This is a genomic window from Saccharobesus litoralis (assembly GCF_003063625.1).
Classification (GTDB): Bacteria; Pseudomonadota; Gammaproteobacteria; order Enterobacterales; family Alteromonadaceae; genus Saccharobesus; species Saccharobesus litoralis.
The window spans coordinates 1-25,646 of sequence record NZ_CP026605.1 but is presented as its reverse complement, the minus strand read 5'-3'; the positions used below and the strand labels follow the sequence as shown (position 1 = coordinate 25,646).

18 protein-coding genes and 2 pseudogenes are annotated in these 25,646 nt (G+C 42.5%); 14 read left to right on the top strand and 6 right to left on the bottom strand.

From position 1 onward, the window contains the following. Positions 1-33 precede the first annotated feature (33 nt). From C2869_RS21795 to C2869_RS21765, 7 genes are all read left to right on the top strand, one after another. Positions 34-1,062 carry an arabinan endo-1,5-alpha-L-arabinosidase gene (locus C2869_RS21795; RefSeq protein WP_108605177.1) on the top strand — a complete coding sequence of 343 codons (1,029 nt, stop codon included), beginning with the start codon at positions 34-36 and terminating at the stop codon, positions 1,060-1,062. 66 nt (positions 1,063-1,128) lie between these two features. Then, positions 1,129-3,084 carry a family 43 glycosylhydrolase gene (locus C2869_RS21790; RefSeq protein ID WP_228710858.1) on the top strand — a complete coding sequence of 652 codons (1,956 nt, stop codon included), beginning with the start codon at positions 1,129-1,131 and terminating at the stop codon, positions 3,082-3,084. Positions 3,085-3,327: 243 nt separating this feature from the next. Continuing rightward, positions 3,328-5,319 carry a transketolase gene (tkt, locus tag C2869_RS21785; RefSeq protein WP_108605176.1) on the top strand — a complete coding sequence of 664 codons (1,992 nt, stop codon included), beginning with the start codon at positions 3,328-3,330 and terminating at the stop codon, positions 5,317-5,319. Between the two features lie 148 nt (positions 5,320-5,467). Further along, positions 5,468-7,420 (top strand): prolyl oligopeptidase family serine peptidase, encoded by a 1,953-nt coding sequence (locus C2869_RS21780; protein WP_159084280.1) that lies wholly within the window; start codon positions 5,468-5,470, stop codon positions 7,418-7,420. 275 nt (positions 7,421-7,695) lie between these two features. Then, entirely contained in the window at positions 7,696-9,258 is a 1,563-nt protein-coding gene (locus C2869_RS21775; protein WP_108605174.1) for a sodium/sugar symporter, read from the top strand. A gap of 393 nt (positions 9,259-9,651) precedes the next feature. Next, positions 9,652-9,900 carry a type II toxin-antitoxin system HicA family toxin gene (locus C2869_RS21770; protein ID WP_108605173.1) on the top strand — a complete coding sequence of 83 codons (249 nt, stop codon included), beginning with the start codon at positions 9,652-9,654 and terminating at the stop codon, positions 9,898-9,900. Then, entirely contained in the window at positions 9,897-10,244 is a 348-nt protein-coding gene (locus C2869_RS21765) for a type II toxin-antitoxin system HicB family antitoxin (RefSeq protein ID WP_108605172.1), read from the top strand. Before C2869_RS21770 ends, C2869_RS21765 begins: the two co-directional genes overlap by 4 nt. Before the next feature lie 374 nt (positions 10,245-10,618). On the opposite strand, the gene C2869_RS21760 is transcribed toward C2869_RS21765, so the two are convergent. Beyond that, on the bottom strand, positions 10,619-11,599 hold the full coding sequence (locus tag C2869_RS21760) for an aldo/keto reductase (RefSeq protein WP_108605171.1): 981 nt from the start codon (positions 11,597-11,599) through the stop codon (positions 10,619-10,621). 103 nt (positions 11,600-11,702) lie between these two features. Between C2869_RS21760 and C2869_RS21755 the strand changes: the two genes are divergently transcribed. Continuing rightward, on the top strand, positions 11,703-12,608 hold the full coding sequence (locus C2869_RS21755) for a LysR family transcriptional regulator (RefSeq protein ID WP_108605170.1): 906 nt from the start codon (positions 11,703-11,705) through the stop codon (positions 12,606-12,608). A gap of 168 nt (positions 12,609-12,776) precedes the next feature. Here the strand turns inward: C2869_RS21755 and C2869_RS21750 are convergent, their stop codons facing one another. Both C2869_RS21750 and C2869_RS21745 read right to left on the bottom strand, forming a co-directional pair. Beyond that, positions 12,777-13,199, bottom strand: coding sequence for a phosphate ABC transporter substrate-binding protein (locus tag C2869_RS21750; protein ID WP_108605169.1), 423 nt, complete (start codon positions 13,197-13,199; stop codon positions 12,777-12,779). Between the two features lie 12 nt (positions 13,200-13,211). Then, positions 13,212-14,474, bottom strand: coding sequence for a hypothetical protein (locus C2869_RS21745; RefSeq protein WP_159084279.1), 1,263 nt, complete (start codon positions 14,472-14,474; stop codon positions 13,212-13,214). 688 nt (positions 14,475-15,162) lie between these two features. Here C2869_RS21745 and C2869_RS21740 point away from each other — a divergent pair. From C2869_RS21740 to C2869_RS21725, 4 genes are all read left to right on the top strand, one after another. Continuing rightward, positions 15,163-16,827 (top strand): ribulokinase, encoded by a 1,665-nt coding sequence (locus C2869_RS21740; RefSeq protein WP_108605287.1) that lies wholly within the window; start codon positions 15,163-15,165, stop codon positions 16,825-16,827. Further along, positions 16,827-17,519 carry an L-ribulose-5-phosphate 4-epimerase gene (locus tag C2869_RS21735; protein WP_108605167.1) on the top strand — a complete coding sequence of 231 codons (693 nt, stop codon included), beginning with the start codon at positions 16,827-16,829 and terminating at the stop codon, positions 17,517-17,519. The genes C2869_RS21740 and C2869_RS21735 overlap by 1 nt, the downstream gene beginning before the upstream one ends. Positions 17,520-17,543: 24 nt before the next feature. Continuing rightward, positions 17,544-19,043: an L-arabinose isomerase gene (gene araA, locus C2869_RS21730; protein ID WP_108605166.1), complete on the top strand. Its 1,500-nt coding sequence runs from the start codon at positions 17,544-17,546 to the stop codon at positions 19,041-19,043. A 331-nt stretch (positions 19,044-19,374) separates the two neighbouring features. Then, on the top strand, positions 19,375-21,435 hold the full coding sequence (locus C2869_RS21725; RefSeq protein ID WP_108605165.1) for a glycoside hydrolase family 97 protein: 2,061 nt from the start codon (positions 19,375-19,377) through the stop codon (positions 21,433-21,435). A gap of 271 nt (positions 21,436-21,706) precedes the next feature. Here the strand turns inward: C2869_RS21725 and C2869_RS21720 are convergent, their stop codons facing one another. The 3 genes and pseudogenes from C2869_RS21720 to C2869_RS23175 form a co-directional block, all read right to left on the bottom strand. Further along, complete coding sequence (locus C2869_RS21720) at positions 21,707-22,249, bottom strand: SMI1/KNR4 family protein (RefSeq protein WP_108605164.1); 543 nt, start codon at positions 22,247-22,249, stop codon at positions 21,707-21,709. A gap of 103 nt (positions 22,250-22,352) precedes the next feature. Further along, positions 22,353-23,302, bottom strand: a pseudogene (locus tag C2869_RS21715) (DUF5655 domain-containing protein). A 176-nt stretch (positions 23,303-23,478) separates the two neighbouring features. Then, positions 23,479-24,363: pseudogene (locus C2869_RS23175) on the bottom strand (DNA-methyltransferase); the annotation flags it as partial. A gap of 188 nt (positions 24,364-24,551) precedes the next feature. On the opposite strand from C2869_RS23175, the gene C2869_RS21705 reads away from it, so the two are divergent. Next, positions 24,552-24,746 carry a helix-turn-helix transcriptional regulator gene (locus tag C2869_RS21705; RefSeq protein ID WP_108605163.1) on the top strand — a complete coding sequence of 65 codons (195 nt, stop codon included), beginning with the start codon at positions 24,552-24,554 and terminating at the stop codon, positions 24,744-24,746. Between the two features lie 70 nt (positions 24,747-24,816). Next, positions 24,817-25,221 (top strand): PDDEXK family nuclease, encoded by a 405-nt coding sequence (locus C2869_RS21700; protein ID WP_108605162.1) that lies wholly within the window; start codon positions 24,817-24,819, stop codon positions 25,219-25,221. Positions 25,222-25,646 lie beyond the last annotated feature (425 nt).

Genomic DNA, 25,646 nt, shown 5'->3' with positions numbered 1-25,646 from the left:
CGGCGTAGATAAAGAGTTGATGCGGAGTTTACGATGAAAACCAGTATGCAGTTTAGATGGCTATGGTCACTGTTATTGATTACTTTAGTCAGTGTGACAGCTCAGTCACAAGCGCAAGAAGTGATCGCTCATGATCCTGTGATGACGCAAGTGGGTGATAAGTATTATTTATTTACCACAGGCCCAGGTGTTAGCTTTTACGAATCAACTGATATGGTTAATTGGCAATCACACGGCGCCGTGTTTAAAACGGTGCCGACATGGACAAACCAAATGGTGCCTGAGTTTGATGGTCATATGTGGGCGCCGGACATTTATCAAGCCAATGGTCAATTTTATCTTTACTACTCTATCTCTGCGTTTGGCAAAAACACCTCAGCGATAGGTGTGGTGACCAACAAAACATTGGATCCTGCCTCGCAAGATTTTAAATGGGTTGATCACGGGCCGATTGTGCAATCAGTCCCGCACCGTGATTTATGGAACGCCATCGATCCCGCCATTATTGCCGATGAGCAAGGGGATACTTGGATGTCGTTCGGCTCTTTTTGGTCTGGTATTAAGTTAGTGAAGTTAGATGCTTCGTTAACTAAATTGGCAGAGCCGCAAATTTGGCACAGCACTGCTAAGCGCGATCGTTCTATTTATGTGGATGATGCCTTGGCCTACCCAGGTGCAATTGAAGCGCCATTCATTATTAAACGCGGTCAATATTACTACCAGTTTGTCTCATGGGACTTCTGTTGCCGTGGTGTTGAGAGTACTTACAAAGTGGTTGTTGGCCGCTCTAAAACACTAACCGGCCCTTATCTGGACAAATCCGGTAAATCCATGGCCGAAGGTGGCGGTAGCATAGTGTTACAAGGCGACGAAAATTGGTTTGGCTTGGGCCACAACAGCATTTATGAATTTGATGGTAAAACTAAGTTAGTTTTTCACGCTTACGACGCCAAAGATAACGGCGCGCCAAAACTGAAAATTGTTGATGTCACATGGAGTGACAAGGCATGGCCAGAGGTCGATAGCGCTGACATTGTTAAGTACAAAAGTCGGCTTAAATAACCTGTTGGTTTATTCAATAAATTAAACACACACTCTTACTCTTTTACCTGAATTAAAGGTGATTATATGTTTTCTATTTTCCAAAACTCGTATCAAGCAGTCGCTTGGCGTTGTCTAAAACAAGTTAAGCGAGTTAGCTTGCTAGCGCTAGTTTTAGCCTTTGTTGCTGGCTGTAATATGACCGCAAAACAAGCTAGCGTTGATGATAAATCGTTACAGATCGCGGCAGATACCTTTGCCAACCCACTTTTTAGAAATGGTGCCGATCCATGGATGCACTATTTTGAAGGTAACTATTACTTAACCACGACAACTTGGACATCGCAGCTAGTGATGCGTAAATCGCCGACTATCGCCGGTTTGGTTGATGCGCCAGCCCACTATATTTGGTCTGGCTCTGATCCATCGCGCGCGTTTAATTTTTGGGCGTTCGAATTTCATCCGCTGCAACGTCCGGAAGGTTTACGGTGGTACGTGATTATTACCTCAGGTGTTAAAGAACACTTTGGTGGCCAGCGTAACCATATACTAGAGAGCGAAGGCTCAGATCCTATGGGGCCTTATATTTATAAAGGCACGCCAATGCCGGACCATTGGAATATTGACGGTAGCTATTTTGAGCACAATGGCGAGCTATATTTTACTTGGTCTGAATGGGACGGCCCAGAGCAAGTTAACCTAGTGTCGAAAATGACTAACCCGTGGACGTTAGTTGGTGAGCGCAACATTATTACTCGTCCTAAATATGACTGGGAACGTTCAGGCTTGCCGGTTAATGAAGGTCCAGAAATTATTAAGCACAAAGGTCGAGTGTTTTTAACTCACTCTGCTAGCTTCTGTAATACTGAAGATTACAAACTGGCCGTGGTTGAATTGGTTGGCGATGATCCGGTTAAACCAGAATCGTGGAAAAAGTTTGATAAACCATTTTTTGAAAAAGCCAACGGCGTTTATGGCCCAGGTCACCATGGCTTCTTTACCTCGCCAGACGGCAGTGAAGAATGGTTGATTTACCACGGTAACTCATCGCCAACTGATGGCTGCAGCGGCACGCGTTCAGCTCGCGCTCAACCTTTCACTTGGACAGACGACGGATTACCTAATTTTGGTGAACCGCTTATGGACAGACAACAACTCCCCGTGCCAAGCGGTGAGCAAGGACCTTTAACTGCCAATGTTCAAGGCGTTAAATATAAAATTGTTAATCGCCAAGCTAACCTGTGTTTAGTGGCCAATGAAGCGGGTGAAGTCAGCGTTGCTGATTGTGATACTGCTAATAATACAGCAAATAACGAGTGGGTGGTTGACCCAGCCAATGACGGTACTTACCGTTTTGTAAACAGTGCATTTGGTACTTTTGTTTCTCAACAAAATTGTGCAACGGATTCACTCGCGGTTAAAACAGGGCCTTGGATCTCGTCTAATTGTCAGCGTTGGTTTGTTGATGCATCCGAGTTAGGTTGGTTCCGTTTTGCTAATGCCGAGTCGTTATCTCATTTACAAATTGCTGATTGTGGTAAAGAGGCAGGCAATGCCGTTACTACAGGTGGTGATCGTTTTAGCCAATGTACTGATTGGCGCTTAGAGCCGGTATCAACCTTAGCCATTGTCAATGCTAATAGTGGTCGCGTAGTGTCAGTTGATGACTGTTCTAAACAAGCTGATGCCAACCTAAGCCAACACGAATACCAAGATTTAGCCTGTCAAAAATGGCAAGCCAAACCAACCGAAAATGGCTTTTATACATTCCGTTCATTAAATACCGACAATCTATGTTTAGCGGTTAATGGTGTCAGTGACGGCTTGCAAGATATTGCCGACAACTTAGTACAAGCACCTTGTAACGAAAAAGACAGCGAATGGCGTTTTGAATTATTAGAAAACGGCGCGTTGCGTATGGTTTCGCACTATGGTCTTGCCATGAAAGTTGAAGGTTGTAGCTTGCAGAACGGCGACAATATGATGCAGTTAGTATGGAAAGATACTATTTGCCAGCACTTCTACTTTAGAGAAGTCGACTAAAAGTTTTCACCTATGTTGTGTGCATTTGCCCGCGTTAGCGGGCTTTTTTTCGCATTATAGTCTTCTCGCTCAGATTTTATGGTTCATTGTCAGCGCTTACTCGCCCCAATCACATAATAGAGCATATGCTCATGGGGTCTCGAAGCTTGACAGCTTCCCCTAAAACCCGATCGCTTTGACTATTTTAATCTCAACTCTGGTTAATAGTTGAGGTTTATTACTCAATTAACATGAGGAATGACCATGGCGTCACGTCAAGAACGCGCAAATGCAATTCGTGCTTTAAGCATGGATGGTGTGCAAAAAGCTAAATCAGGCCATCCAGGTGCCCCAATGGGTATGGCAGATATCGCCGAAGTATTATGGGGCGATTTTTTACAACACAACCCAGCAAATCCAGACTTTGTTAACCGCGACCGTTTTGTGTTATCAAATGGCCACGGTTCAATGCTTATTTACTCACTCCTTCACTTATCGGGTTACGACTTACCGATTGAAGAATTAAAGCAATTCCGTCAATTACATTCACAAACGCCAGGTCACCCAGAGTACGGTTACACCAAAGGTGTTGAGACAACCACAGGTCCATTAGGCGCGGGTATCTCAAACGCTGTGGGTATGGCGATTGCAGAAAAAACCTTAGCGGCGCAATTTAACCGTGACGGCCACGACATTGTTGACCATTTCACATACTGTTTCTTAGGCGACGGTTGTTTAATGGAAGGTATTTCGCACGAAGCTTGTTCATTAGCCGGTACGTTAGGCCTAGGCAAGTTAGTGGCGTTTTGGGATGACAACGGTATCTCAATCGACGGTCACGTAGAAGGTTGGTTCACTGAGAACGTACCAGCACGTTTTGAATCTTACGGCTGGCACGTGATTGCTGATGTAGATGGTCACAACCCAGAAGCGATTGCCGCAGCTATTGAAGAAGCTAAAGGCGTAACAGACAAGCCAACCATGATTTGTACTAAAACCATTATCGGTTTTGGTTCACCTAACAAATCAGGTAGCCATGATTGTCACGGCGCACCACTAGGTGATGAAGAAATCGCCGCGGCACGTGAATTCTTAAACTGGCCACATGCGCCGTTTGAAATCCCAGCAGACGTCTATGCCGAGTGGGATGGCAAGCCAAAAGGGGCAGAATTAGAAGCGGCGTGGAATGCTAAGTTTGACGCTTACGCAGCAGCTTACCCAGAATTAGCGGCTGAGTTTAAACGTCGTGTTATCGAAAAAGCCTTACCAGAAAACTTCTCAGCGCAAGCGGACGCCTTCATTGCTGCGACGCAAGAAAAAGCGGAAAACATTGCTTCACGTAAAGCCTCACAAAACACCATTGAAGCTTTCGGCGCGTTATTACCTGAAATGCTAGGTGGCTCAGCTGACTTAGCGGGTTCAAACCTAACTTTATGGTCTGGCTCAAAAGGTATTCAAGACGACGCTGCCGGTAACTACATCTTCTACGGTGTACGTGAATTTGGTATGAGCGGTATCATGAATGGTATCTCGTTACACGGTGGTTTCATCAACTACGGTGCCACTTTCATGATGTTCATGGAATACGCCCGTAACGCAGTGCGTATGTCAGCGTTAATGGGTATTCAAAACATCTTTGTTTACACCCATGATTCAATTGGCCAAGGTGAAGATGGTCCAACTCACCAACCGGTAGAGCAATTGGCTAACTTACGTATGACACCAAACATGTCGACATGGCGTCCGGCGGACGGTACTGAAGCAGCGACGGCTTGGAAACACGCAGTCGAACGTCGTAACGGTCCAACGTCGTTAATCTTCTCGCGTCAAGGTTTACCCGCGCAACCACGCAGTGCAGAGCAAGTACAAAACATCAAAAAAGGTGCGTACATCTTAGTTGATTGTGGTGACACACCAGAAGTGATTTTAATCGCGACAGGCTCAGAAGTGGCACTTGCAGTTGAATCAGCTAAAGCATTAGCAGCCGATGGCGTAAAAGTTAACGTGGTATCTATGCCTTCTACCGATGTGTTTGATGCACAAGATGCTGAATACAAAGAATCAGTCTTACCAAGTTCTGTGACTAAGCGCGTAGCGATTGAAGCGGCACACGTTGATTACTGGGCTAAGTATGTTGGTTTTGCCGGTGATGTTGTTGGTATGTCGACATTCGGTGAATCAGCACCAGGTGGTGAGTTATTTAAACACTTTGGTTTCACGGTTGACAATGTTGTAGCTAAAGTTAAGGCGCTATAGTGCAATTAAACAAGGTTAGCCGATAGTGGTTTACACACTATCGGCATATTTTTAGTACCCGTAATTTATCGCTATTCAATTTAATCTGCTTGTAATTGAATAGCGCCTCTGTAGGCCTCAAAGGATGCAACTCAATAAGGATTTCATTATGCAAAATTGTCGTAACTTTTTACTCTGCTTATTTATATTGCTTGGCGTTTGCCAATCGTGTTTTGCGGCGTTAAAAATACCGGATTTGGCTAGCTATGCCGCGCTGCCAGAAAACACCTTGGTGCGTTTATCGCCTAACGGCAAACAGATAGCGTTTCGTTACTACAATGGTGAGCGAGATATGTTAATTGTGCAAGATCTGCAAACTGGTGACATGGTGGCCGGTGCTGACTTGCAAAACATTGATGTCGAAAATATCTATTTTTTAGATGAAACGCGACTCATTATGGTGGCCGGCTCGGAGCAAAAGCTAGCTGGTTATCGTGGTCGTCATCAGGTTAGTAAAGCGTTCATTTTTAATCTAACCAATAAAAAAATGCGCCTACTTTTGAGCCCAGGTGAAGGTATTGATATTGGGCAAACAGATGTTGGCCGTATCGTTGGCTTATCAGCCGATGGTCAATATGCTTATATGCCTGCTTATAAGGGACGAGAAGAAATACGAGACAGTGATTCTCCTTTTGCCTTGGTTAAAGTCAAACTCGATAATAACCGTGATCCGCGGCGGGTAAAAAATGGCAAAGGCACAGCAGATACCATAGATTATTTTGTTAATGATAAAGATCAAATCATTGCGCGCGAGCGTTATAACAACACGACAAACGAGCATAGAGTACAAAGCCTACAAGATGGTAAGTGGGTGGACATTTTTAAACACACCACAGACTTTATGACCCACAGCTTTGTTGGGATCACTGCGGATTATCAATCGTTAGTGATGACAGCGCTCGGTGACAATGACAGACGTAATTACTATACACTATCGCTTAAAGACGGCAGCATACAAGACACGCAACTGAGTCGTGATGATGCAGATATAGAAGCTGTGATCACCAATATAAACCGCGTGGTATTTGGTGTGCAATATTCGGGTTTTAAACCCAGCTATCGTTTTTTTGATAGCAAAGTAGATAAAACAATGGCAGCCATTATTAAAGCCTTACCGAATGATGTTGTCGAGATCCATGATTGGTCAGCAGATTGGTCGAGTTTAATTTTACTATTAGAAGGTGAGAGTTCGACAGGCGACTATGTTTTATTTAAAAATGGTCAATTTCAGCCGATTGCTAGTCAGCGCCCTGCCATTAGTGTTGCACAAACCTATCCGGTTGAGATCAGCCAATTTTCTGCGCGTGATGGCTTAACTATTCCAACGTTAGTCACTTACCCTCATCAAGCCAAACAACAATTGCCAGCTATTGTTTTGCCACACGGCGGTCCAGAATCTTACGACAGGTTTGGCTTTGATTGGTTGAGCCAGTATTTTGCCAGCAAAGGCTTGTTAGTGATCCAACCGCAATTTCGTGGCTCGAAAGGCTTTGGTGCCGAGTTTTTGGTGAAAGGCCGTGGAGAGTGGGGGCGTAAAAGCCAGCAAGATATATCCGATGCCGTGCAGTACTATATTAAGCAAGGTTTAGTGGATAAAGATAAAGTGTGTATTGTCGGCGGTAGTTATGGCGGCTATGCAGCCTTGGCAGGTGTTACCCTAACGCCTGAATTGTATCAGTGTGCGGTATCGATAAATGGTTTATCTGATTTAAATGAAATGCTACAAAATGAGCGGGATGATCACGGCAGTAAAAGCCAAACTTATGCCTATTGGCAAAAAGTGATCCGTAACAATACGCTTAGCTCTCATGAATTAGAAGCGGTATCGCCGATTAAACAGCTGGCTAAGCTAAAAGTACCAGTGCTGCTGATCCATGCTAAAGATGACAAGCGAGTGCCATATGCACAATCAGAAGATTTTTACCAAGCGGCGCAAAAAGCGGGTAAAAACGTGCAATATATTGAGCTTAAACAAGCAGGCCATGTTATTGATAACAATGCCGCGCGTTTACAAACACTAACGGCTATTGATAAGTTTATTGAGCAATATTTATTGCAATAGTGGATAGAGAGAGTACACGTTTGAAAAGGTGGGTATACCCTTTGGAACACATCAATTAAATTAATTGTTATTTAAAAGTAATACGATATTAACAAAATACTTAACTTGATGTAGACTGCAGATAAACATTGGCAACGTCGTCATTTCATTTCGCTACTTGCCAATTGTAAAAGCTAAGCCTGAATGTCTGATGCTCAATAGCACAGAGTGGGATTAGCGTTTGTATCGCAGTTGAGTCCGGCACAATTATGCCGGCTTGTAACCGGAGTTATATGATGAAACTAGCAACACTCGATTTTTTCGTCTTTATTGGCTACGCCATAGGCCTGTTGTGTTTGGCACTTTGGATCTCCAGAAATGACAAGAAAGAGGGCACCAATACTGAAGATTACTTTTTAGCCAGCAAAGCCCTGCCATGGTGGGCGATTGGCGCGTCTTTGATCGCTTCAAATATCTCGGCAGAACAGATTATTGGTATGTCGGGTTCTGGCTTTGCTTTAGGTATGGGTATCGCCTCTTACGAGTTAATGGCGGCAATCACCTTAGTATTGGTTGGTAAATACTTATTACCTATCTTCTTAAAAAATAATATTTATACCATGCCGCAATACCTAGAGCAGCGTTTTGACAATAGAGTTAAAACCGTCATGGCGATATTTTGGTTGCTGGTTTACGTATTTGTAAACTTAACCTCGGTATTATGGTTAGGTGGTCTTGCCTTTGAAGCCGTAGCGGGTGTTGATGCCATGTTTGGCATGATCTTTTTAGCTATCTTCTCAATTGCCTATTCACTTTACGGTGGTCTTAAAGCCGTAGCTTACACAGATATTGTACAAGTGGTGCTATTGGTGTTTGGTGGTTTGTTGCTTACCTATTTAGCGCTAGATGCAGTGTCGGACGGTAATGGATTTTTTGCCGGTTTCAGCATTTTAACCCAAGAGTTACCGGGTCATTTCGATATGATTTTATCCAAAGATAACCCGCAATATATCAACTTACCGGGGATCTCAGTTTTAGTGGGTGGCTTATGGGTGACTAATATCGCGTACTGGGGCTTTAACCAATACATTATTCAACGTGCGTTAGCGGCTAAAGATTTAGGTGAAGCGCAAAAAGGTATTGTCTTTGCGGCTTATCTTAAATTATTAATGCCTATTATTGTGGTGTTACCCGGTATTGCTGCGGTTATTCTTTATCCGGAGATCCCGAAGAACGATTTAGCCTATCCGACGTTAATGGACTTAATGCCGGTTGGTATTAAAGGCTTAATTTTTGCGGCACTAGTGGCGGCGGTTGTTTCTTCATTAGCTTCGATGACCAATAGTATTTCAACCATCTTCACTATGGACATATACAGCCGAGCCGTTAAAGGTAAAAGCCAGCGTCATTATGTACACATTGGCCGTATAACTTCATTGGTGGCGCTGAGCATAGGTTTGATCACCGCCGAGCCACTTTTAGGTAAGTTTGATCAGGCTTTCCAATACATTCAGGAATTCACAGGCTTATTTACCCCAGGTATTGTGGTGATCTTTATTACCGGTATGTTCTGGCAACGCACTACCGCTAATGCCGCGTTACTAGCGGGTGTTGGCTCTGCGGTATTCTCAGTATTAATTAAAGTCCTGTTCCCTGAGTTCCCATTTATGGATCGCATGGGCGTAGTATTACTGTTGTGTTTTGGTCTGGCTATTGTTGTGTCTTTACTTAGCAAACAAGAGCAAACCAACACCAGTGCAAACTTAGATGACATCACCTTTAAAACCAGCAAAAGCTTTAACTTAGCGTCGCTAGGTGTGGTGATTATTCTTTGTGTAATTTACACCGTTTGGTGGTAATCGAGTTCGTTCAAACACCTTGAGGTGTCAAGGCGCTAACTGTCGTGTCGGTTAGCGCCTTTTTTGTTGATAAGGATAAAGGTTTAGCAAATAGGACAGCCATGTTTGTTCCATTTGTAGGTCGGGCCTTTAGGCCGATGGGTAAACCAAGTAACGCTTTTTAAAAAGACCCGCCATGGGCGAAAAATAATTTTTGTTCGCCTGTTAAACATAAAACCAACCAGAACCGAATAAACCTAATACCTCGTTTAGTTGCCATTACCTGTTATTTAAACCCGACAACGAGCGTATCCATTGGCCTTCTCCAAAGTTGATTTTATGCGACTATATATAGTTGCAGGTGTGCTGGTTGAAATATATACTTGTTTTATCTGGGTCTAAGAAGGCGAAATAATAGGAAAGCAAGAGAAGCTGCTGATCAAGCTTAGTGACGCAAGAAAGGTTTTTCCTTGGAATGAACTCGTCACACTGCTCTCTCAACTTGGATATGAGAAAAAGGAAATGGCAGGCTCAAGAGTCCGCTTTTATCACTATGGTAATGATGCGTTATTATTGTTGCATAAGCCTCATCCAGAAAATGAGCTTAAAGGTGGAGCTTTAAAATCAGTAAAATCTCACCTTAAACAAGAGGGTTGGTTATGACTTATCTACGTTATAAAAACTATTTAGGCACTATTGAACCAGAACTGGAAAGTAATACTCTTTTTGGTAAGTTAGCATTTATCCGAGACGTGGTTACTTATGAGGCAACAACCTTGCAGGAGCTAGAGCAAGAGTTTCAACGTTCAGTAGATGAGTATCTTATATCTTGTGAGGAGCTTGGGCGTACGCCTCAAATACCTTGTAAAGGCTCGTTCAATATTCGTACCGGTGAAGACTTGCATCGAGAGGCCGTGCTTGCAGCAGAAGGTCAAAGTTTAAATGCATTTGTGTGTGATGCGATCCGTGAAAAGATTGCAAGATCTCGCTCACAGTCATTAGCTTAACATTGGCTCAGTTTATGAAACGTTATTTAGGCAGCCACTTGTAGGTCGCCGTGCGCAGTTCCAGACGCTTAACGGTATTTCCTACATCCATGTAGGTCGTGCCTTTAGGCCGATGGGTAAACAAAGCAACGCTTTTTAAAAGGCCAGCCACGGGCGTAAAATAATTTTTGTTCGCCTGTTAAACATTAAAATTAACCTGCACCGCATAAGCCCAATAGATAAAAAAGACACCCAGCGATAAATTGCAATTCAAGACGCAACAGTGGAATTCTGGTTCCGAAATTGGTGGGAGTCGTACGACTCCAGCCACCCTACAAGAATGCATCAGACGTTACACGGACATCCACCTTTTCACGGCTTCCTTCTTTTCACGGCTAGATTTCACCTCTGACAAACTGCCTAACGTGCTGCATATAAAAGTCATTGAGCGCTTGATGTAATTCATTACTTAAAGGCGGTAAATCGGCAGCTGCCGCATTTTGTATAACTTGTTGCGCTGAGCTTGCGCCGGCGATCACTGTGGTGACTTGTGGGTGATCTAAAATCCAGCGTAAGGCCAATTGTGCAAGCGGCGCTGACGTTGGCATTATTTGCTTTAATTCGTTAACCAGTTTCAGTGCTTTATCAAAAGGCAAGCCAGAGAAGGTTTCACCGACATTAAACAAGGCACCGTCTTTATTGTAGTTACGGTGATCACTTGGGCTAAATTGACTATTACTGGAAAACTTGCCGCTTAATAAGCCACTGGCTAATGGCAAGCGTACAATTATTCCTACATCTTTGTTTGCGGCTTGTTGTAATAGAGCTTGCTTAGCATCTTGGCGGAATAAGTTAAATATTATTTGCAGTGAAGTCAGCCCAGGTTTATCCAAGCACAATTGCGCTTGTTCAATGGTTTCAACACTGGCACCGTAATGCTTAATTAAGCCTTCTGTACGAAAGTCTTCTAATATCTGCCATACCTCATCTTGTGCCATGTATGCTGGTGGAATACAGTGCAGTTGTGCTAAATCTAAACTAGACACCCGTAAGCGTGTGAGTGAAGCCTCAATACTGGCGCGCATAGTGTCGTAGTTATAGGTATTAGGATATAAACTGGCGTTGCGGCCAAGTTTGGTGGCTATTACCCTTGTTTGTTGATGGGCTTGTTGCCAGTCGCCAATACTTTGTTCGCTTTGGCCGTTACCGTAAACATCTGCCGTGTCCCAAAATTGAATTTGAGCGTTATCTGCTGCGTTTAGTATGTTTTGCCTATTATCGACACCTTGTTGGCCAAAATCGCCACCTAACTGCCAACAACCCAAACCAATGACTGAGGCGCTTAGGCCACTTTTACCTAATCTGCGTGTTTCCATAATCGTTTCCTATATTTAGTTGTGGTTATTGTATTCATCACGCGACTATTTATCTTTAGGTAAACAATGAATAAACTGTTTAAAAATACTTAACAATATTCTTATGATCAATTCTGATTTATTGGCTTTTATTACAGTGGTACAAACTGGCAGCTTTACGGCGGCGGCCGATAAATTGCAAAGCTCTAAAGCAAGAGTATCGCAGCAGGTGTCGAGTTTAGAAAAGCAACTTAATTGCCGTTTATTAAACCGCACGACACGCAAAATAGGATTAACCCAGGTAGGGGAAACATATTATCAAGAGTGTTGTCGGGCTTATCATATATTGCATAATGCGAAGCAGCAGATCAGCGAACAACAAGATAGCTTGGCTGGCCATATTCGGCTTAATTCGGTTGGCGGGATCTTTGCTGAACAATTACTCGGCCCAGCGTTAAGCCAATTTATGGCTCAATATCCGCAGATCAGTATTGAGCTGGATTTATCTAGCCAAAAGGTTGATGTGGTTAGTGAAAATTTTGATTTAGTGATACGTATGGGGCAGTTGGCCAATGCTTCTTTTGTGGCACGTCCCCTGATGACAATGGCAACGCATATTGTCGCCAGCCCAGCTTATTTAGCTCAGCCGTTAACTCACCCTAAGCAGTTAGTTAATTACAATTGTTTACATGGCAGCATTAAGTTGTGGCGTTTAGTTCATGCCTCAGGAGTTGAAGAGGAGGTCAGTGTTAATGGGCAATTACAGGTATCTAATGGCCATATGATTTGCCAAATGGTTGAGCAAGGGTTGGGGATAGCACGGCTTAATAGTTTATATACACTGCCTTTGTTAAAACAAGGGCGCTTGGTGCAGGTGTTTAAAGATTGGCAAGTACCGCAGCAACCAGTGTCGTTAATTTACCCGCAAGCGCGTTATCAGTCACGCCGCTTTAAGTTGTTAGTTGATTTTTTAGTCTCCTATTTTGAGGCAATGACTCGTGATGAAAAGTATGCAATACAGCCAAGCTAACTACTCAGGTGTATTGCATTGATATAGTCTTCTCGCTCAGGCCTTATGGTTCATTGTCAGCGCTTACTCGCCCCAATCACATAGTAGAGCATATGTTCATGGGGACTCGAAGCTTGACGGCTTCCCCTAAAACCTGATCGCTTTGACTATATTATCTATAGCCGTACATCAGTTTATGGTGATCACTTTAACGGCATCATTTACCGCACTTTTATCGACATAGCCGATAGCGTGTTCGCTAGCGAGAATAAACTTAAGTACATCAATATCGCCATTCAGCTCTTTGGGCGGTGTCGCATTACCAGAGAATAATTGCTTACTCCAATAAGCGGTCATTTGCTTGGTGGTTCTGCCTAGCATGTCAGAATCGAATGATTGCCTAGCTTCACTGGGTGGAATTTGATTAACCGGAATGGCTTTTTTCCCCGTGGCAAATTTATCTTGTTTACCTTGAAAAATCCGGATTAATTCAGCTTTGCTGAGTGAAGTAATACTGTTGTTGGCGTTGACCACCACAACAACTTCAGCCATTACGTTGGTTGAAAATAAGCCTGTGAGTAAGACTAGGGTCAGAATTTTAATTTTGTTCATGTCATAGTCCCTCTATTGGCCAAAAATATAGGAAATGTCTAAACGGATCTCAGAATACGATTCGTCTTTGCCATTAAATTTTTGGAAGTGAGTACTGGTGTCGAATTTAAAGGCGACAGCTGGGGTTGGGCGATAGATAACACCTAGTGTCGATTTAGAAAACTTACCGTCGTCAGCTAAACCGGCTTCGGCATCGCCACCCCATTTTTTGGATTCAATGGTTTCTGGGTTTTCATAAAAATCCCATTGTCCATACGGAACCCATTCGCCATTGTCAGTCGAAAAAGAATAGCCAGCTCGAACATACCAAGTGGTGACATCATAGTCGCCATTCAGGTTAACGTTGGCGGTATTCACTGCACCGTTAGGGTCGATCAGAAAACGTGCGCGTTGGGCGTCGTTTATGCCCGCGTTATTGACCACTTCTACCACAGCGTTAGGATCACGCACAGCATTATGTGATGCTGTCCAATAAGCAAATTGTAATGTCCAGTCATCGATTAAAAACTCACCATAGCCACCAAAAACACTAAAATCGTCGGCGGCCATCCAAGGTAATACACCACTGCGCGGTGAACCTTGTCCTACGCCAACATCTGAGGTGGTATCCCCATTCGATGAATAGCCGCTAATACCGATAGTTGAGCTACCAAAGTTAAAGCTGTAACGTAAATCAAAGCCAATTGGAATGTTGTCTTCGGCAGTTGGTCCGCCCTCGCCATTGTCTATGCTGAAACTGTATCTTAATTCGTTATCACCGAGCTCTGTCCAACCGTGCAACATTAGTAACGTGGTGCGCGACAAAATTAAGTGATCTTTATCAAACAATTCTGGTGGTTCAATGCCTATGTAAGTTGGTACTGCATCGAGTATTTCATTGTATAAACCAAAGCGTCGGTACGATTTACCTACTCGTAGATTAACGTATTGGCTAAATTTATATTCTCCCCAAATATTATTAACTTCAACGCCTTCACCATCTGCGCCACTGAGGTTAAAAAACACTTTGGCGTTATCGTCTATTTTATCTAACGCCATAATATTGAAAGAAGGGATCGCGATTTCCCTTGGCGCGTCTTCAGTAACAGTATTGTTATTACTGTCCTTAGCTAATTCGTCCCATACTTTTTCAACACGCCAAGAAAAGTAGCCATATAAGCGTAAGTTATCTGTTGTGTATCCGGCCAACGCCATTTGTGGTGTGAAAGAAAGCCCAAGTATCATCAACAACCCAAGTCTGATACCGGAGCGATAATAGTTATTAAGTATTCTCATGTAGTTTCTCCGACTGACTGTCGAAACAAGCCTAGTCAAAATAGCGAACTTTACTTAGTGCATTGCGAAATTAAATCAGGGGTGAATGTGCGTGTTTTGTACAAAATTCTTTACAGTTTACAAATTAGAGCTGAGGCGAGTTAAAAAGGGCAAGGTAAAAAGCAAGGTAAAAAGACACCCAGCGATAAATTGCAATTCAAGACGCAACAGCGGAATTCTGGTTCCGAAATTGGTGGGAGCCGTACGACTCCAGCCACCCTGCAAGAATGCACAAAGATACATAAGTATGTTCATTTATTAAACGATTGTAGGGTGCCCCGAGTCGCACCTGTCTAGGTATCAGTTTCATCCAATGCAGCTTACGATACAGCCATGTTAGCGCCTTTGCTCCCTACAGAGCATCAAATCCTCGACCAAAGCAATATAAGTGTGATGAACATTAGCAATACTTGGTCGTGATTTGTTGCAAAGATTGCATCAGGACACTGTATTTTATCATTTAGTATGATTTAAATTGTTTTTTAAACCATAAATAGCAAAATTACGGCTTGGTAAAACTAAAAAATAATACTAATTGTATTGATATTGTTAAATAGTAATACTATATTGGTGTTTAGTTGGTTGAATGTGAGTTCCAATTGGTTTTTGTTCGCTAACCTTGGCTCACTTAAAAAGTTATGGTGAATTTATGACAACCTATACCTTAGGTTTAGATTATGGTTCAGACTCAGTTCGCGCTTTGTTAGTTGACACAGCTAGCGGTCAAGAGGTGGCGACTCATGTGGTTTATTATCCACGTTGGCGTGAAGGCTTATATTGTGAGCCGAGCAAAGATCAATTCCGTCAACATCCCTTAGATTACGTTGAAAGCTTAGTTGAAGTCGTTAATGGCCTGTGGCAGCAAGTGCCTGCTGAAACAGCCAAATCGGTTGTCGGCATGAGCTTTGACACCACGGGGTCAACACCCGTTGCGCTTGATGCTCAAGGTACCGCTTTAGCGCTTAAGCCTGAGTTTGCTGAAAACCCTCACGCTATGTTCGTGTTGTGGAAAGACCACACCGCAGTCAAAGAGGCGTTAGAAATTACCGCTGCTGCGCAACACGCAGAGGTTAACTATGTGCAATACGAAGGCGGTATTTACTCATCTGAATGGTATTGGGCTAAGGTTTTACATAATTTACGTGCAGATACCGCCGTACGTGAAGCCACTTACATGTGGGTTGAACACTGCGATTGGATGTCGGCGTTAGTCACTGGCACAACTCATCCTGAAGCTTTCCGCGCTAGTCGCTGTGCTGCTGGTCACAAACTCATGTGGCACGAAAGCTGGGGTGGTTACCCACCTAATGAATTTTTTAAAGACATTGATCCATTACTCGATGGCTTAAGTACTCGTTTACCGGCTGACACATTTACGGCTGATCAAGTGTGCGGATATTTGTCTTCCGAGTGGGCAACTAAGCTTGGCTTATCAACCGATGTTGCTGTTACTTTTAGTGCGTTTGACTGCCACGCCGGTGCTGTGGGCGCCAATGTAAAACCGGGTGTTTTAACCAAGGTAATGGGCACATCAACTTGCGACATTACGGTTGCAACAGCAGAGGCCATTGCAGGCAAAGCTATTCGTGGTATTTGTGGCCAAGTTAACGGCTCGGTTATGCCAGGTTTAGTCGGGTTAGAAGCAGGGCAGTCTGCTTTTGGTGATTTATATGCGTGGTTTAAAAACCTGATTAATTGGCCGCTTAACCATGTTGATTTAAGCGACAGTTTTGATGCAGCGACTAAAGCCAAACTCATTGATGCCATTGAAAGCAAAACCCTATTCGAATTAGATAAAGCCGCATCCCAAATCGCACCCGGTCAAACTGGCATTACTGCGTTGGATTGGGTTAATGGTCGCCGTACACCCGATGCGGATCAAACCGTTGCTATGGCAATCACGGGTTTGAAAATGGGTAGTGATGCTCCTGCCATTTACCGCGCCTTAATTGAAGCGACCGTGTTTGGCGCTAAAGCCATTATCGACCGTTTTGTTGAAGAAGGCGTTGAGATCAACTCAGTCGTTACCATTGGTGGTATTTCCAAAAAATCTGACCTGATCATGCAAATTTGTGCCGATGTTTGGAACTGTGAAATTGCTGTTTTAGAAAGCGACCAAAGCTGTGCCCTCGGCGGTGCTATTTATGCAGCGGCGGCTGCAGGTATTTACCCTGATGTCGCCAGTGCACAACAAGTTATGGCTTCACCTGTATGTAAAACCTTTACTCCGCAAGCGGATCAAGTCGCCATTTATCAATCTTTATATCAAAAATATTTGGCGTTAGCCGCTTATGTTGACGGAGGCAAACAATAATGAGTTTTAAAGAACTTAAACGCGAAGTTTACGAAGCTAACATGGAGTTAGTGACGCGTGATTTAGTGATTTACACCTTTGGTAACGTATCGCAAATTGACCGTGATAAAGGCGTGGTTGCGATCAAGCCAAGCGGTGTTGCATATGAAAACCTAACAGCCGATGACATCGTTATTGTTGATTTAGAAAACAATATTGTTGAAGGCACAATGCGCCCATCGTCTGATACCAAAACCCATACTTATTTGTATCGTCAATGGCAGCATATCGGTGGTATTACTCATACCCACTCAACCTACGCGACGGCATGGGCACAAGCGCAACAGCCAATACCTTGTTTAGGTACGACTCATGCTGATTACGTGTTTGACACCATTCCTTGTACTGCGGTTATTCGTAATGACCAAATTGAACGCGATTACGAAGAAGAAACCGGTGTGCAGATCACCGATTGTTTTATCGACCGAGACGTTAACGAATCACCTATGGTGATCGTGGCCGGTCACGCGCCATTCACTTGGGGTAAAGACGCAGCTAAGTCAGTCTATCACGCAGCATTATTAGAAGAGATCGCCCGCATGGCGTATCTCACTAAAACCTTAAACCCACAAATTGGCGATCTTAAACAAGAGATCATGGACAAGCATTATCAGCGTAAAAACGGCAAAAACGCCTACTACGGCCAAAGCTAAACGAATACATTAGAGGTAAACAACATGACTTATTCAAACAAACAAGTTTGGTTTGTAACAGGCTCTCAGCACCTTTACGGCCCTAAAGTATTAGAGCAAGTGGCGGCTGATAGCGAATTAATTGTCGCCGGTTTTAACCAGTCAGAACACATAGGTGTAGACGTCGTATGTAAGCCTACAGTGAAAACGCCAGGTGAGATCCACGCCGTGTGTCAGCAAGCCAATGCCGATAAAAACTGTGTCGGTTTAATTTTATGGATGCACACTTTTTCGCCTGCGAAAATGTGGATCTCTGGCTTAAATGAATTACGCAAACCTTTTATGCATTTACATACCCAATTCAATGCGGAATTGCCTTGGGGTGAAATTGACATGAACTACATGAACACCCACCAAAGTGCGCATGGTTGTCGTGAATTTGGCTTTATTGGTACACGCTTACGCAAAGAGCGTAAAGTGGTTGTTGGCCATTGGGCTAAACAAAACGTACAAACCGAGATTGACGATTGGTGTCGTGCGGCTGTTGGCTGGAACGAAAGCCAAAACCTCAAAGTGGCACGCTTTGGTGACAATATGCGCCAAGTTGCAGTTACCGAAGGGGATAAAGTCAGTGCGCAAATCCAATTTGGTTACGAAGTACATGCCTACGGTTTGGGCGAGTTAGCCGAGTTAGTTAATCAAGTGTCTGATCAAGACGTAGCCAGTCAAATTGACTGCTATGCCTCTGAATACCAAATCAGTGATGAATTGTTTAAAGACGACTACCAAGTTGAAATGCTGAAAAACGAAGCACGCTTAGAGCTCGGCATGACTAAGTTTTTGGTTGACGGCGAATTTGGTGCATTTACCAACTGTTTTGAAAACTTAGCGGGTTTAACTGGCTTACCTGGTTTAGCGACGCAGCGTTTAATGCAAAATGGTTTTGGTTACGGTGGCGAAGGTGATTGGAAAACCTCGGCTATGGTTCGTATCATGAAAGTGATGGGACAAGGCCGTACCGGCGGTACTTCATTTATGGAAGATTACACCTATAACTTTGGTGCGCGTGACCAAGTACTGGGTGCCCATATGTTAGAAGTGTGCCCATCTATTGCAGCGGCTAAACCTAAGCTTGAAATTCATCGTCATTATATTGGGGTTAAGTGTGATACCGCGCGTTTATTGTTTACTGGTGCAACAGGGCCTGCGATTAACGTATCGCCAATTGATTTAGGTAACCGTTTCCGCATTATTGTTAATGAAGTCGAAGCGGTTAAACCACCAGCCGAATTACCTAAATTACCGGTAGCCAACGCGTTGTGGGAACCTAAACCAAATCTATCAATTGCCGCTGCGGCATGGATCCACGCCGGTGGTGCACACCACACGGCATATAGCCAATCAGTGACAACCGACATGATTGCCGATTATGCTGAAATGGCTGGCGTTGAGCTTGTGGTAATTGATGAAGATACCAAAATCCGTTCGTTTAAAAATGAGCTTCGCAATAGCGCAGCTTATTACGGATTAGCCAACGTTTTATAACTTTCTCTAGTTGGTTTTAACCAAACCAATTGACACCTCCCAAAGCAAAATACCGCGTTTATCGCGGTATTTTTATAGCTGCTTACCAAAAGTAAACTGGCTAACACTAATAAGTATTTGTGGGCGAGCATTTATGCTTGCAGAGCCTGCAAACCTTTCTTTCTAAATTGCAGGCACCAAAAAGTAAAAGGCGCGAAGCCAGGTCTCGCAAACAACAATAAGGTTAATTATACACTGCATACGTATTCAAAACTTAAACGTTTAAGTTTGATTTTACTTTTGTTGTATTCTGACTAGATTAAATTATAAACAATCAAAGGTGGAACCTGTTATGCGGTATTGGCTAATTCTTTTAACTAGCTTAAGTTTGAATGCGTTGGCGACAGACTTAAGTGTGTACTCTCCAGACAAACAAATTAAATTTACATTTAGTGATCATGAAAATCTCGCTAAATACCGAGTCGATTATAAAGGTCAAGCGGTTATTAGCCCGAGTAAATTAGGGTTTACGTTTAAGACAGCAAAGCCTATGTATCGCGATTTTACCTTGAATGAAGTATCGCGAGAAAAGCAAGATACTCGTTGGCAGCAACCTTGGGGTGAAGACAGAGTCATTCGCGACCACTATAACCAGCTAACCGTAAAATACACAGATATCAACGATGCAACTAATCAGTTTAGCGTGACAGCGCGTGTATACAATGACGGGATCGGTTTTAGGTATAGCGTACCTAGCAAAGCACCACGCGCGATCACCCGCGAGCTAACCGAATTTACTGTCGTTAACTCACACACAGCCACGGCTTATTGGATCCCCGGCCAAGGTTACGATCGCTATGAATACTTGTATAACGAAACGCCGCTTCAGCAAGTTAGTAAAGCCAATACGCCAATGACAATTAAAATGGGTTCAGGTGTACATGTCGCCATTCATGAAGCTGCGTTGGTTGACTATGCTGGCATGAGTTTAAATCGTGATGTGCTAGGGCGTTTAGTTGCCGATTTATCACCACGTTCAGATGGGGTAAAAGTCGTCAAACAAGGCAGTTTTACAACGCCTTGGCGCACCATTCAAATTGGCGAAAACGCAGTTGATTTAATTAACTCGCATTTAATTTTAAATTTAAACGAGCCTAATAAATTAGGAGATGTTAGTGATTGGATCAACCCCGGTAAATACGTCGGTATTTGGTGGGGCATGCATATTCAACAATACACGTGGGGATCTGGCCAAAAGCACGGCGCTACTACCGAAAATACCATTAAATACATGAATTTTGCGGCCAAACATGGCTTTGATGGTGTGTTAGTTGAAGGCTGGAATACAGGTTGGGATGGCAACTGGATTGCTAATTCTGAGCTATTTTCATTTACCCAAAGTTATCCTGACTTTGATATCAAAAAAGTCAGTGAACACGGGAAAAAAGTAGGTGTAAAACTGATAGGTCATCATGAAACATCTGGCGGTATTACTAACTACGAGCAACAAATGGTTGATGGTTTTAAATTGTATCAGGACATGGGAGTCGAGCAGATTAAAACCGGTTATGTTGCCCATGGTCAAAACCTAAAACGCCGAGACAGCAAAGGTATTATGCGCTATGAATTTACCGATAGTCAGGATGTCGTTAATCACTTTATTCATAACGTATCGACGGCTGCCAAATATCAACTTTCTATTAATACGCATGAATCAGTAAAAGATACAGGCTTGCGCCGGACATACCCTAATTGGATTTCACGAGAAAGTGCGCGTGGGCAAGAATATAATGCAGGATGGGCGGCACCAAACCCTCCATCGCATATACCATACCTCGCATTTACCCGCATGTTATCTGGGCCTATGGATTTTACCCCAGGTATTTTTGACCTAGATTATCCGCGTTTTCAAGGAGGCACAGCGGAACATGGCATAAGTGAGTATATGCGCCCACATACCACGCTGGCTAAACAATTAGCTGAGTATGTGGTGATTTACAGTCCAATCCAAATGGCGGCAGATTTACCAGAAAATTACGAAGCTAAGCCTAAGCCCTTCCAGTTTATAAAAGACGTTCCTACCGATTGGGAAAAGTCGATTGCATTGCAGGGGGAAGTGGGCGACTACATAGTGATCGCCCGTAAAGAGAAAAAGCATCGCCACTACACGGGTAATGACTGGTATCTTGGCGCCATCACCAATGAAGACTCACGCACAGTCACCTTAGATTTGGACTTTTTAGATAAAGGTGTGCAATACGAAGCGCAAATTTACCAAGATGGTAAACAAGCCGATTGGCGTACGAACCCCTATGATATTGAAATAACCAAACAGCGCGTTAATCACAAAGGTCAGTTAACGCTAAAACTCGCTGCTGCAGGTGGTACGGCTATTCGCTTTAAAGCCTTGTGATCTAGGTTGGAAATAGGCGAGGTGATGATTGTCACCTCGTCTTGTATTTCGACTTTTGTGGCTACGCGTGTTATTGGTTTAAATGCCAGTTAATAGTAAGTAAACGAGATATTGGCTTTGTTCTGTTCAGGTTAGTTTCAGTGTTTAACAGGCTAACTGAAAATTATTTTATGCCCTTGGCTGTGTTTTTTAAAAAGACTAGCTTGTTTACCTATCGGCCTAAAGGCACGACCTACAAACGACACTAACATGGCTGTCCTGTTAGCACTATTTACCATGTTTCACCTTCGTCGAATATAGAATCGTGAACCAAACCACTGATAAATTCCTCGAAGGTATCGGCCAGTGGTGTAATCTTATAGTCGCTTTCTTGGTCTACGTGAACAACCTTAGGAATTCCAAACCTCCCGCACACTCGGTAATCCAAACAAATCATGTCGTGCCCCGCCGAAGGGCAATCCCCGAAATAAACTCCTATTTCAGGATAACCCCACTCATCAATCATAAATTTACTGCCGAGTTCTCCACACAGGCTATAAGCTTTCTCTGAACCTAAAGCAAATATTCCGGAGATTGCAACGTGATCTTCTGCCCACGAGGTTCGCTGATCAGTTGGATAACATTGATTTACAGGAATTCCGCCATTCTGATTCGTCATAAGTTCAATATATGAATCGGGTAATTTATACCCCAATTCCTTCTCGGTAAGTTCGATTATTTTCCTCGTAATTGGGCTATTCACGTACTCTTTCTTCGAGTATTCACAATCTTCCCAAAAACTATCTAAATTTAGATCTTTAAAGTAACTTTCCATATTTACAACTTACTCAGAACCCAATGAGCATAACACCTTGCTCACCGGAAAATTGCGAGCGCAGCGAGTAATTTTTCCGAGTGCAGCAACTTGTTAGAAGCCATTAGCCACCAACTTTGTTATATGCCATTGCTATAAAATCTTTTACTGGCTCAAACTCTGCTTCCGAAGATACGGTAAACTCTACATCACCAGTACCGTAATGGCCTATTGATGTTACATCTCGATAGTTTTTGGTGTCCTCTGGAATATCTGACGGCTTAAGCTTTAAGAACAGTTTGATATTTCTACCTTTAACTTCCATACAGGCGATGTTCTGTGAGATTTTGTAAGCAACGTAGAATTTTTTTGGCACCTCTTCAATTGATTCATCTAAACCGATGATGAACTCTCGTATGGTTGCTGTTAACTCTTGGATTTCATCGCTTTTCCCTTCAAGCCTTTCATCAAATGTATAGGTTGCCGTGGCGCGGGTTAGCGCGGCTTTTTTGCCAGCCTCAACCATAACGGGTTTTTGTATCCAGTATCAGTGGTAGCCGAAGACGTTGTTACTGTTGAGGATTTTGCAGTATGAAAAACCTCTTCGAGATAAAGTGAGTTGTTTGAAAATAAGCGGTATTTCCAGAGCTCAATATTCGCGCCCATTACCTGTACTGCATGCAAATCATACTTCTTATAGTTTGGAGCAATGCAGATAACCCTAACATCAGACCAATCTACCTTTACACCATTTCCCAACTTTTTTTGTACTGCGATTTCAAAATCACCTTTGTGATCCTGAATCCAGTGCAAGTAAAAAAGGCTTTGATTAATAAGCTCCGAAGATTCGACTTTTTTATATTCGATTATTACCGGATTATCTTCTTCTGATAACGCAAGACTATCAATTCTACCTGCGTGCTGAGCCCCAGTTGAAAACTCACTTGCAATGAATCGGCAATTGAAAACCGTTTCCAGATTTTTCTCTATCAAGGACTGCAAATCCTTCTCAAGAGCAAAGTTTTTTTGCTCGACGGAAGATAACTTATCTCCTGAAATATCGAAAATCGGCACTTGATGATTACTCCATTGTCTCTTGGGCTTCTAACGCCGCAATATGGGGCGCGAAAAAGCTTGGCTAAAATAGGAGCGAAGTGACGCAGCCAAGCTTTTTGCGTCCCATTCATTATTGCTTTGTTATGCCTGTATTTGGCTTCGGGCTCTCTGAACATAGTAAGCTGCTTTTTATATTTATTAATATCTATATGCTTACCAGCTTTTATTGATTCATAGATTTCAATAAGAATTTCAGGATCAGTACCCTTTTCAATGAACCTAAACGCAGACGCCGCAACATAATCCAACTCCATATCGAAGGAGTACCAGTTTCTCCGTTCGGTTTCAGCAACATAACCTGTTGTGTTTGACCCCCAAAATATCAACAACGATATCTTCTGGTTCGGTCAAAAATTTTATAAAAACTCAGGTAACTTTGCAGGGAATCTTGCAGGATGACTTTTGACACCAATATTTTTGCAGCAGATAAATATCCACCATTAGATTCTGAATTTGGAATCTGGAGTAAATTTGAAGGTATTGCGCCATTGTTATTTTTACCAAAGCTTTTACCTATGTCATGTCCTGAAGGTCTCTTTTTGGGATCATAATATTTATCTGGATCTTCCAAAAGTTTCTTCATTCGATCACTATATTCAGTAAGTACATTTGACACATTAGCTTTAGGGAATTCGGTTTTGCTAAACCACAAACAGTGTTAACAGAATCTTTTGCTCTTATTTTGCGTTTATTCACCCATTCTATAGGGCTTGGTAGTTTTGATGGATTAAACCAATAAAAATCTTCAGCAAGAAAAAAACCAAGATCGTCACAAAAATGAATTGGATGCGAAAATTGTAAAGACTTCTAGCAGGTACACCTTTTTGGTACGCCCCACCCAAGTCGAGAACAAAGCTGCCATCTGGAGTCAGTTTCCTTAAAACCAGCTTCGCAAATTCAGAAAGCCACTCAATATATTCGTGCTGATCTTTATTGCCATATTCTTTTTTACGCAACAAGGCAAATGGTGGACTTGTCATTACCAAGTTCACACTGTCATCTGGAAATTGAGCTAACAATTCTAGTGAATCACCACAATAGGCGCTACCCCATTCCGTAGTATAAGCAGGTAAGTTTTTTTAGGGTAGGTAATTGTTTCATTAAAGGTATCTCTCTTTGGTGCTACTTATAGTCTGTAGACTGATAGTCATCATGACTGAGATTATAACGGAATGAAGACAAAAATTCCACCTTAAATGCCAGAAAGATATTTGCCCGAAACCTCAAAGAGTTACGTAGCAGGGTTAATCTTTCCCAAGAAGAGCTTGCTGATTTAGCTGGGCTTCATCGAACTTATGTAGGTTCAGTGGAGCGCGGTGAAAGAAACATATCTATAGATAATATGGAGCGTTTATCACGAGCTTTGGCTGTTGATATCACGAACTTATTAAAGAATGAATAATCATCCAGATTTAGAATTATTTGAAACAATTTATCCAAAGTATTAAAACTACAGGAGCTAGCAGAAAAACATGGGTATTAATGATATTTTCCAAGACAATGGCGGAAAATTATTGCAAGTTTTATTAATTACAGGTTTAGAAGTTCTACCAGGAAGAGAGGGGAATGACGCAAAAGACGCAAATGGGAATGAGTATGAATTGAAATCAGTCAACTCGCTCCTTACAAAAAGTTTTTCGACACATCACCACATGAATCCTGTAATAATTGAAAAATATCGACAAGTCGACTGGATTTTTGCAGTTTATGCAGGTATTAAATTACTTTCAATACACCAACTTACGCCAACCGATTTAGAGCCTTATTATTCAAAATGGAGCGATAAATGGCATGCCGATGGAGGGAAGGATATTAACAACCCTAAAATTCCACTTAAATTTGTTTTAGAGCATGGTCGGACGATATACAGGGCATAACAGCTTATTGATCGGAATTCACAGTTTCTAGAATTCATTCCGAACCGTAAATCCCTTAATAAAAAACTTTAATTTCATCAACTTAGTTAATTTAAAATTAAAGTCAACCCCAAAATATTATTGTAGAAAGCGAGACTTGAATTAATTGAGAATCGATTGGCCTATTATGTAAATTATTAAGCATTTAAAAATCATAAGCTTAGCGTTAATTCTGCACAAACCAAGCCATTAAATAATTGGAAAAAGCGAGAATAAATTATAAGAATATTGACTCCAGAATGATTAACGGGTTGTTTATACAGTTTTGGTTATAGGGTGTGAAACACCTCTAAGTCACTATTTTTAGATATGTTAAGACTGAAATTGACAAACCAGCGTTGTTACTGAAACAAGCCCTTCAAGCTTATTGCAACAACACTAACATG

What these genes read in the sequence shown, in the direction of transcription:
- C2869_RS21795 (WP_108605177.1), top strand. Translation starts at nt 34, where the DNA reads ATGAAAACCAGTATGCAGTTTAGATGGCTATGGTCACTGTTATTGATT.
- C2869_RS21790 (WP_228710858.1), top strand. Translation starts at nt 1,129, where the DNA reads ATGTTTTCTATTTTCCAAAACTCGTATCAAGCAGTCGCTTGGCGTTGT.
- tkt (WP_108605176.1), top strand. Translation starts at nt 3,328, where the DNA reads ATGGCGTCACGTCAAGAACGCGCAAATGCAATTCGTGCTTTAAGCATG.
- C2869_RS21780 (WP_159084280.1), top strand. Translation starts at nt 5,468, where the DNA reads ATGCAAAATTGTCGTAACTTTTTACTCTGCTTATTTATATTGCTTGGC.
- C2869_RS21775 (WP_108605174.1), top strand. Translation starts at nt 7,696, where the DNA reads ATGAAACTAGCAACACTCGATTTTTTCGTCTTTATTGGCTACGCCATA.
- C2869_RS21765 (WP_108605172.1), top strand. Translation starts at nt 9,897, where the DNA reads ATGACTTATCTACGTTATAAAAACTATTTAGGCACTATTGAACCAGAA.
- C2869_RS21760 (WP_108605171.1), bottom strand. Translation starts at nt 11,599, where the DNA reads ATGGAAACACGCAGATTAGGTAAAAGTGGCCTAAGCGCCTCAGTCATT.
- C2869_RS21755 (WP_108605170.1), top strand. Translation starts at nt 11,703, where the DNA reads ATGATCAATTCTGATTTATTGGCTTTTATTACAGTGGTACAAACTGGC.
- C2869_RS21750 (WP_108605169.1), bottom strand. Translation starts at nt 13,199, where the DNA reads ATGAACAAAATTAAAATTCTGACCCTAGTCTTACTCACAGGCTTATTT.
- C2869_RS21745 (WP_159084279.1), bottom strand. Translation starts at nt 14,474, where the DNA reads ATGAGAATACTTAATAACTATTATCGCTCCGGTATCAGACTTGGGTTG.
- C2869_RS21740 (WP_108605287.1), top strand. Translation starts at nt 15,163, where the DNA reads ATGACAACCTATACCTTAGGTTTAGATTATGGTTCAGACTCAGTTCGC.
- C2869_RS21735 (WP_108605167.1), top strand. Translation starts at nt 16,827, where the DNA reads ATGAGTTTTAAAGAACTTAAACGCGAAGTTTACGAAGCTAACATGGAG.
- araA (WP_108605166.1), top strand. Translation starts at nt 17,544, where the DNA reads ATGACTTATTCAAACAAACAAGTTTGGTTTGTAACAGGCTCTCAGCAC.
- C2869_RS21725 (WP_108605165.1), top strand. Translation starts at nt 19,375, where the DNA reads ATGCGGTATTGGCTAATTCTTTTAACTAGCTTAAGTTTGAATGCGTTG.
- C2869_RS21720 (WP_108605164.1), bottom strand. Translation starts at nt 22,249, where the DNA reads ATGGAAAGTTACTTTAAAGATCTAAATTTAGATAGTTTTTGGGAAGAT.
- C2869_RS21700 (WP_108605162.1), top strand. Translation starts at nt 24,817, where the DNA reads ATGGGTATTAATGATATTTTCCAAGACAATGGCGGAAAATTATTGCAA.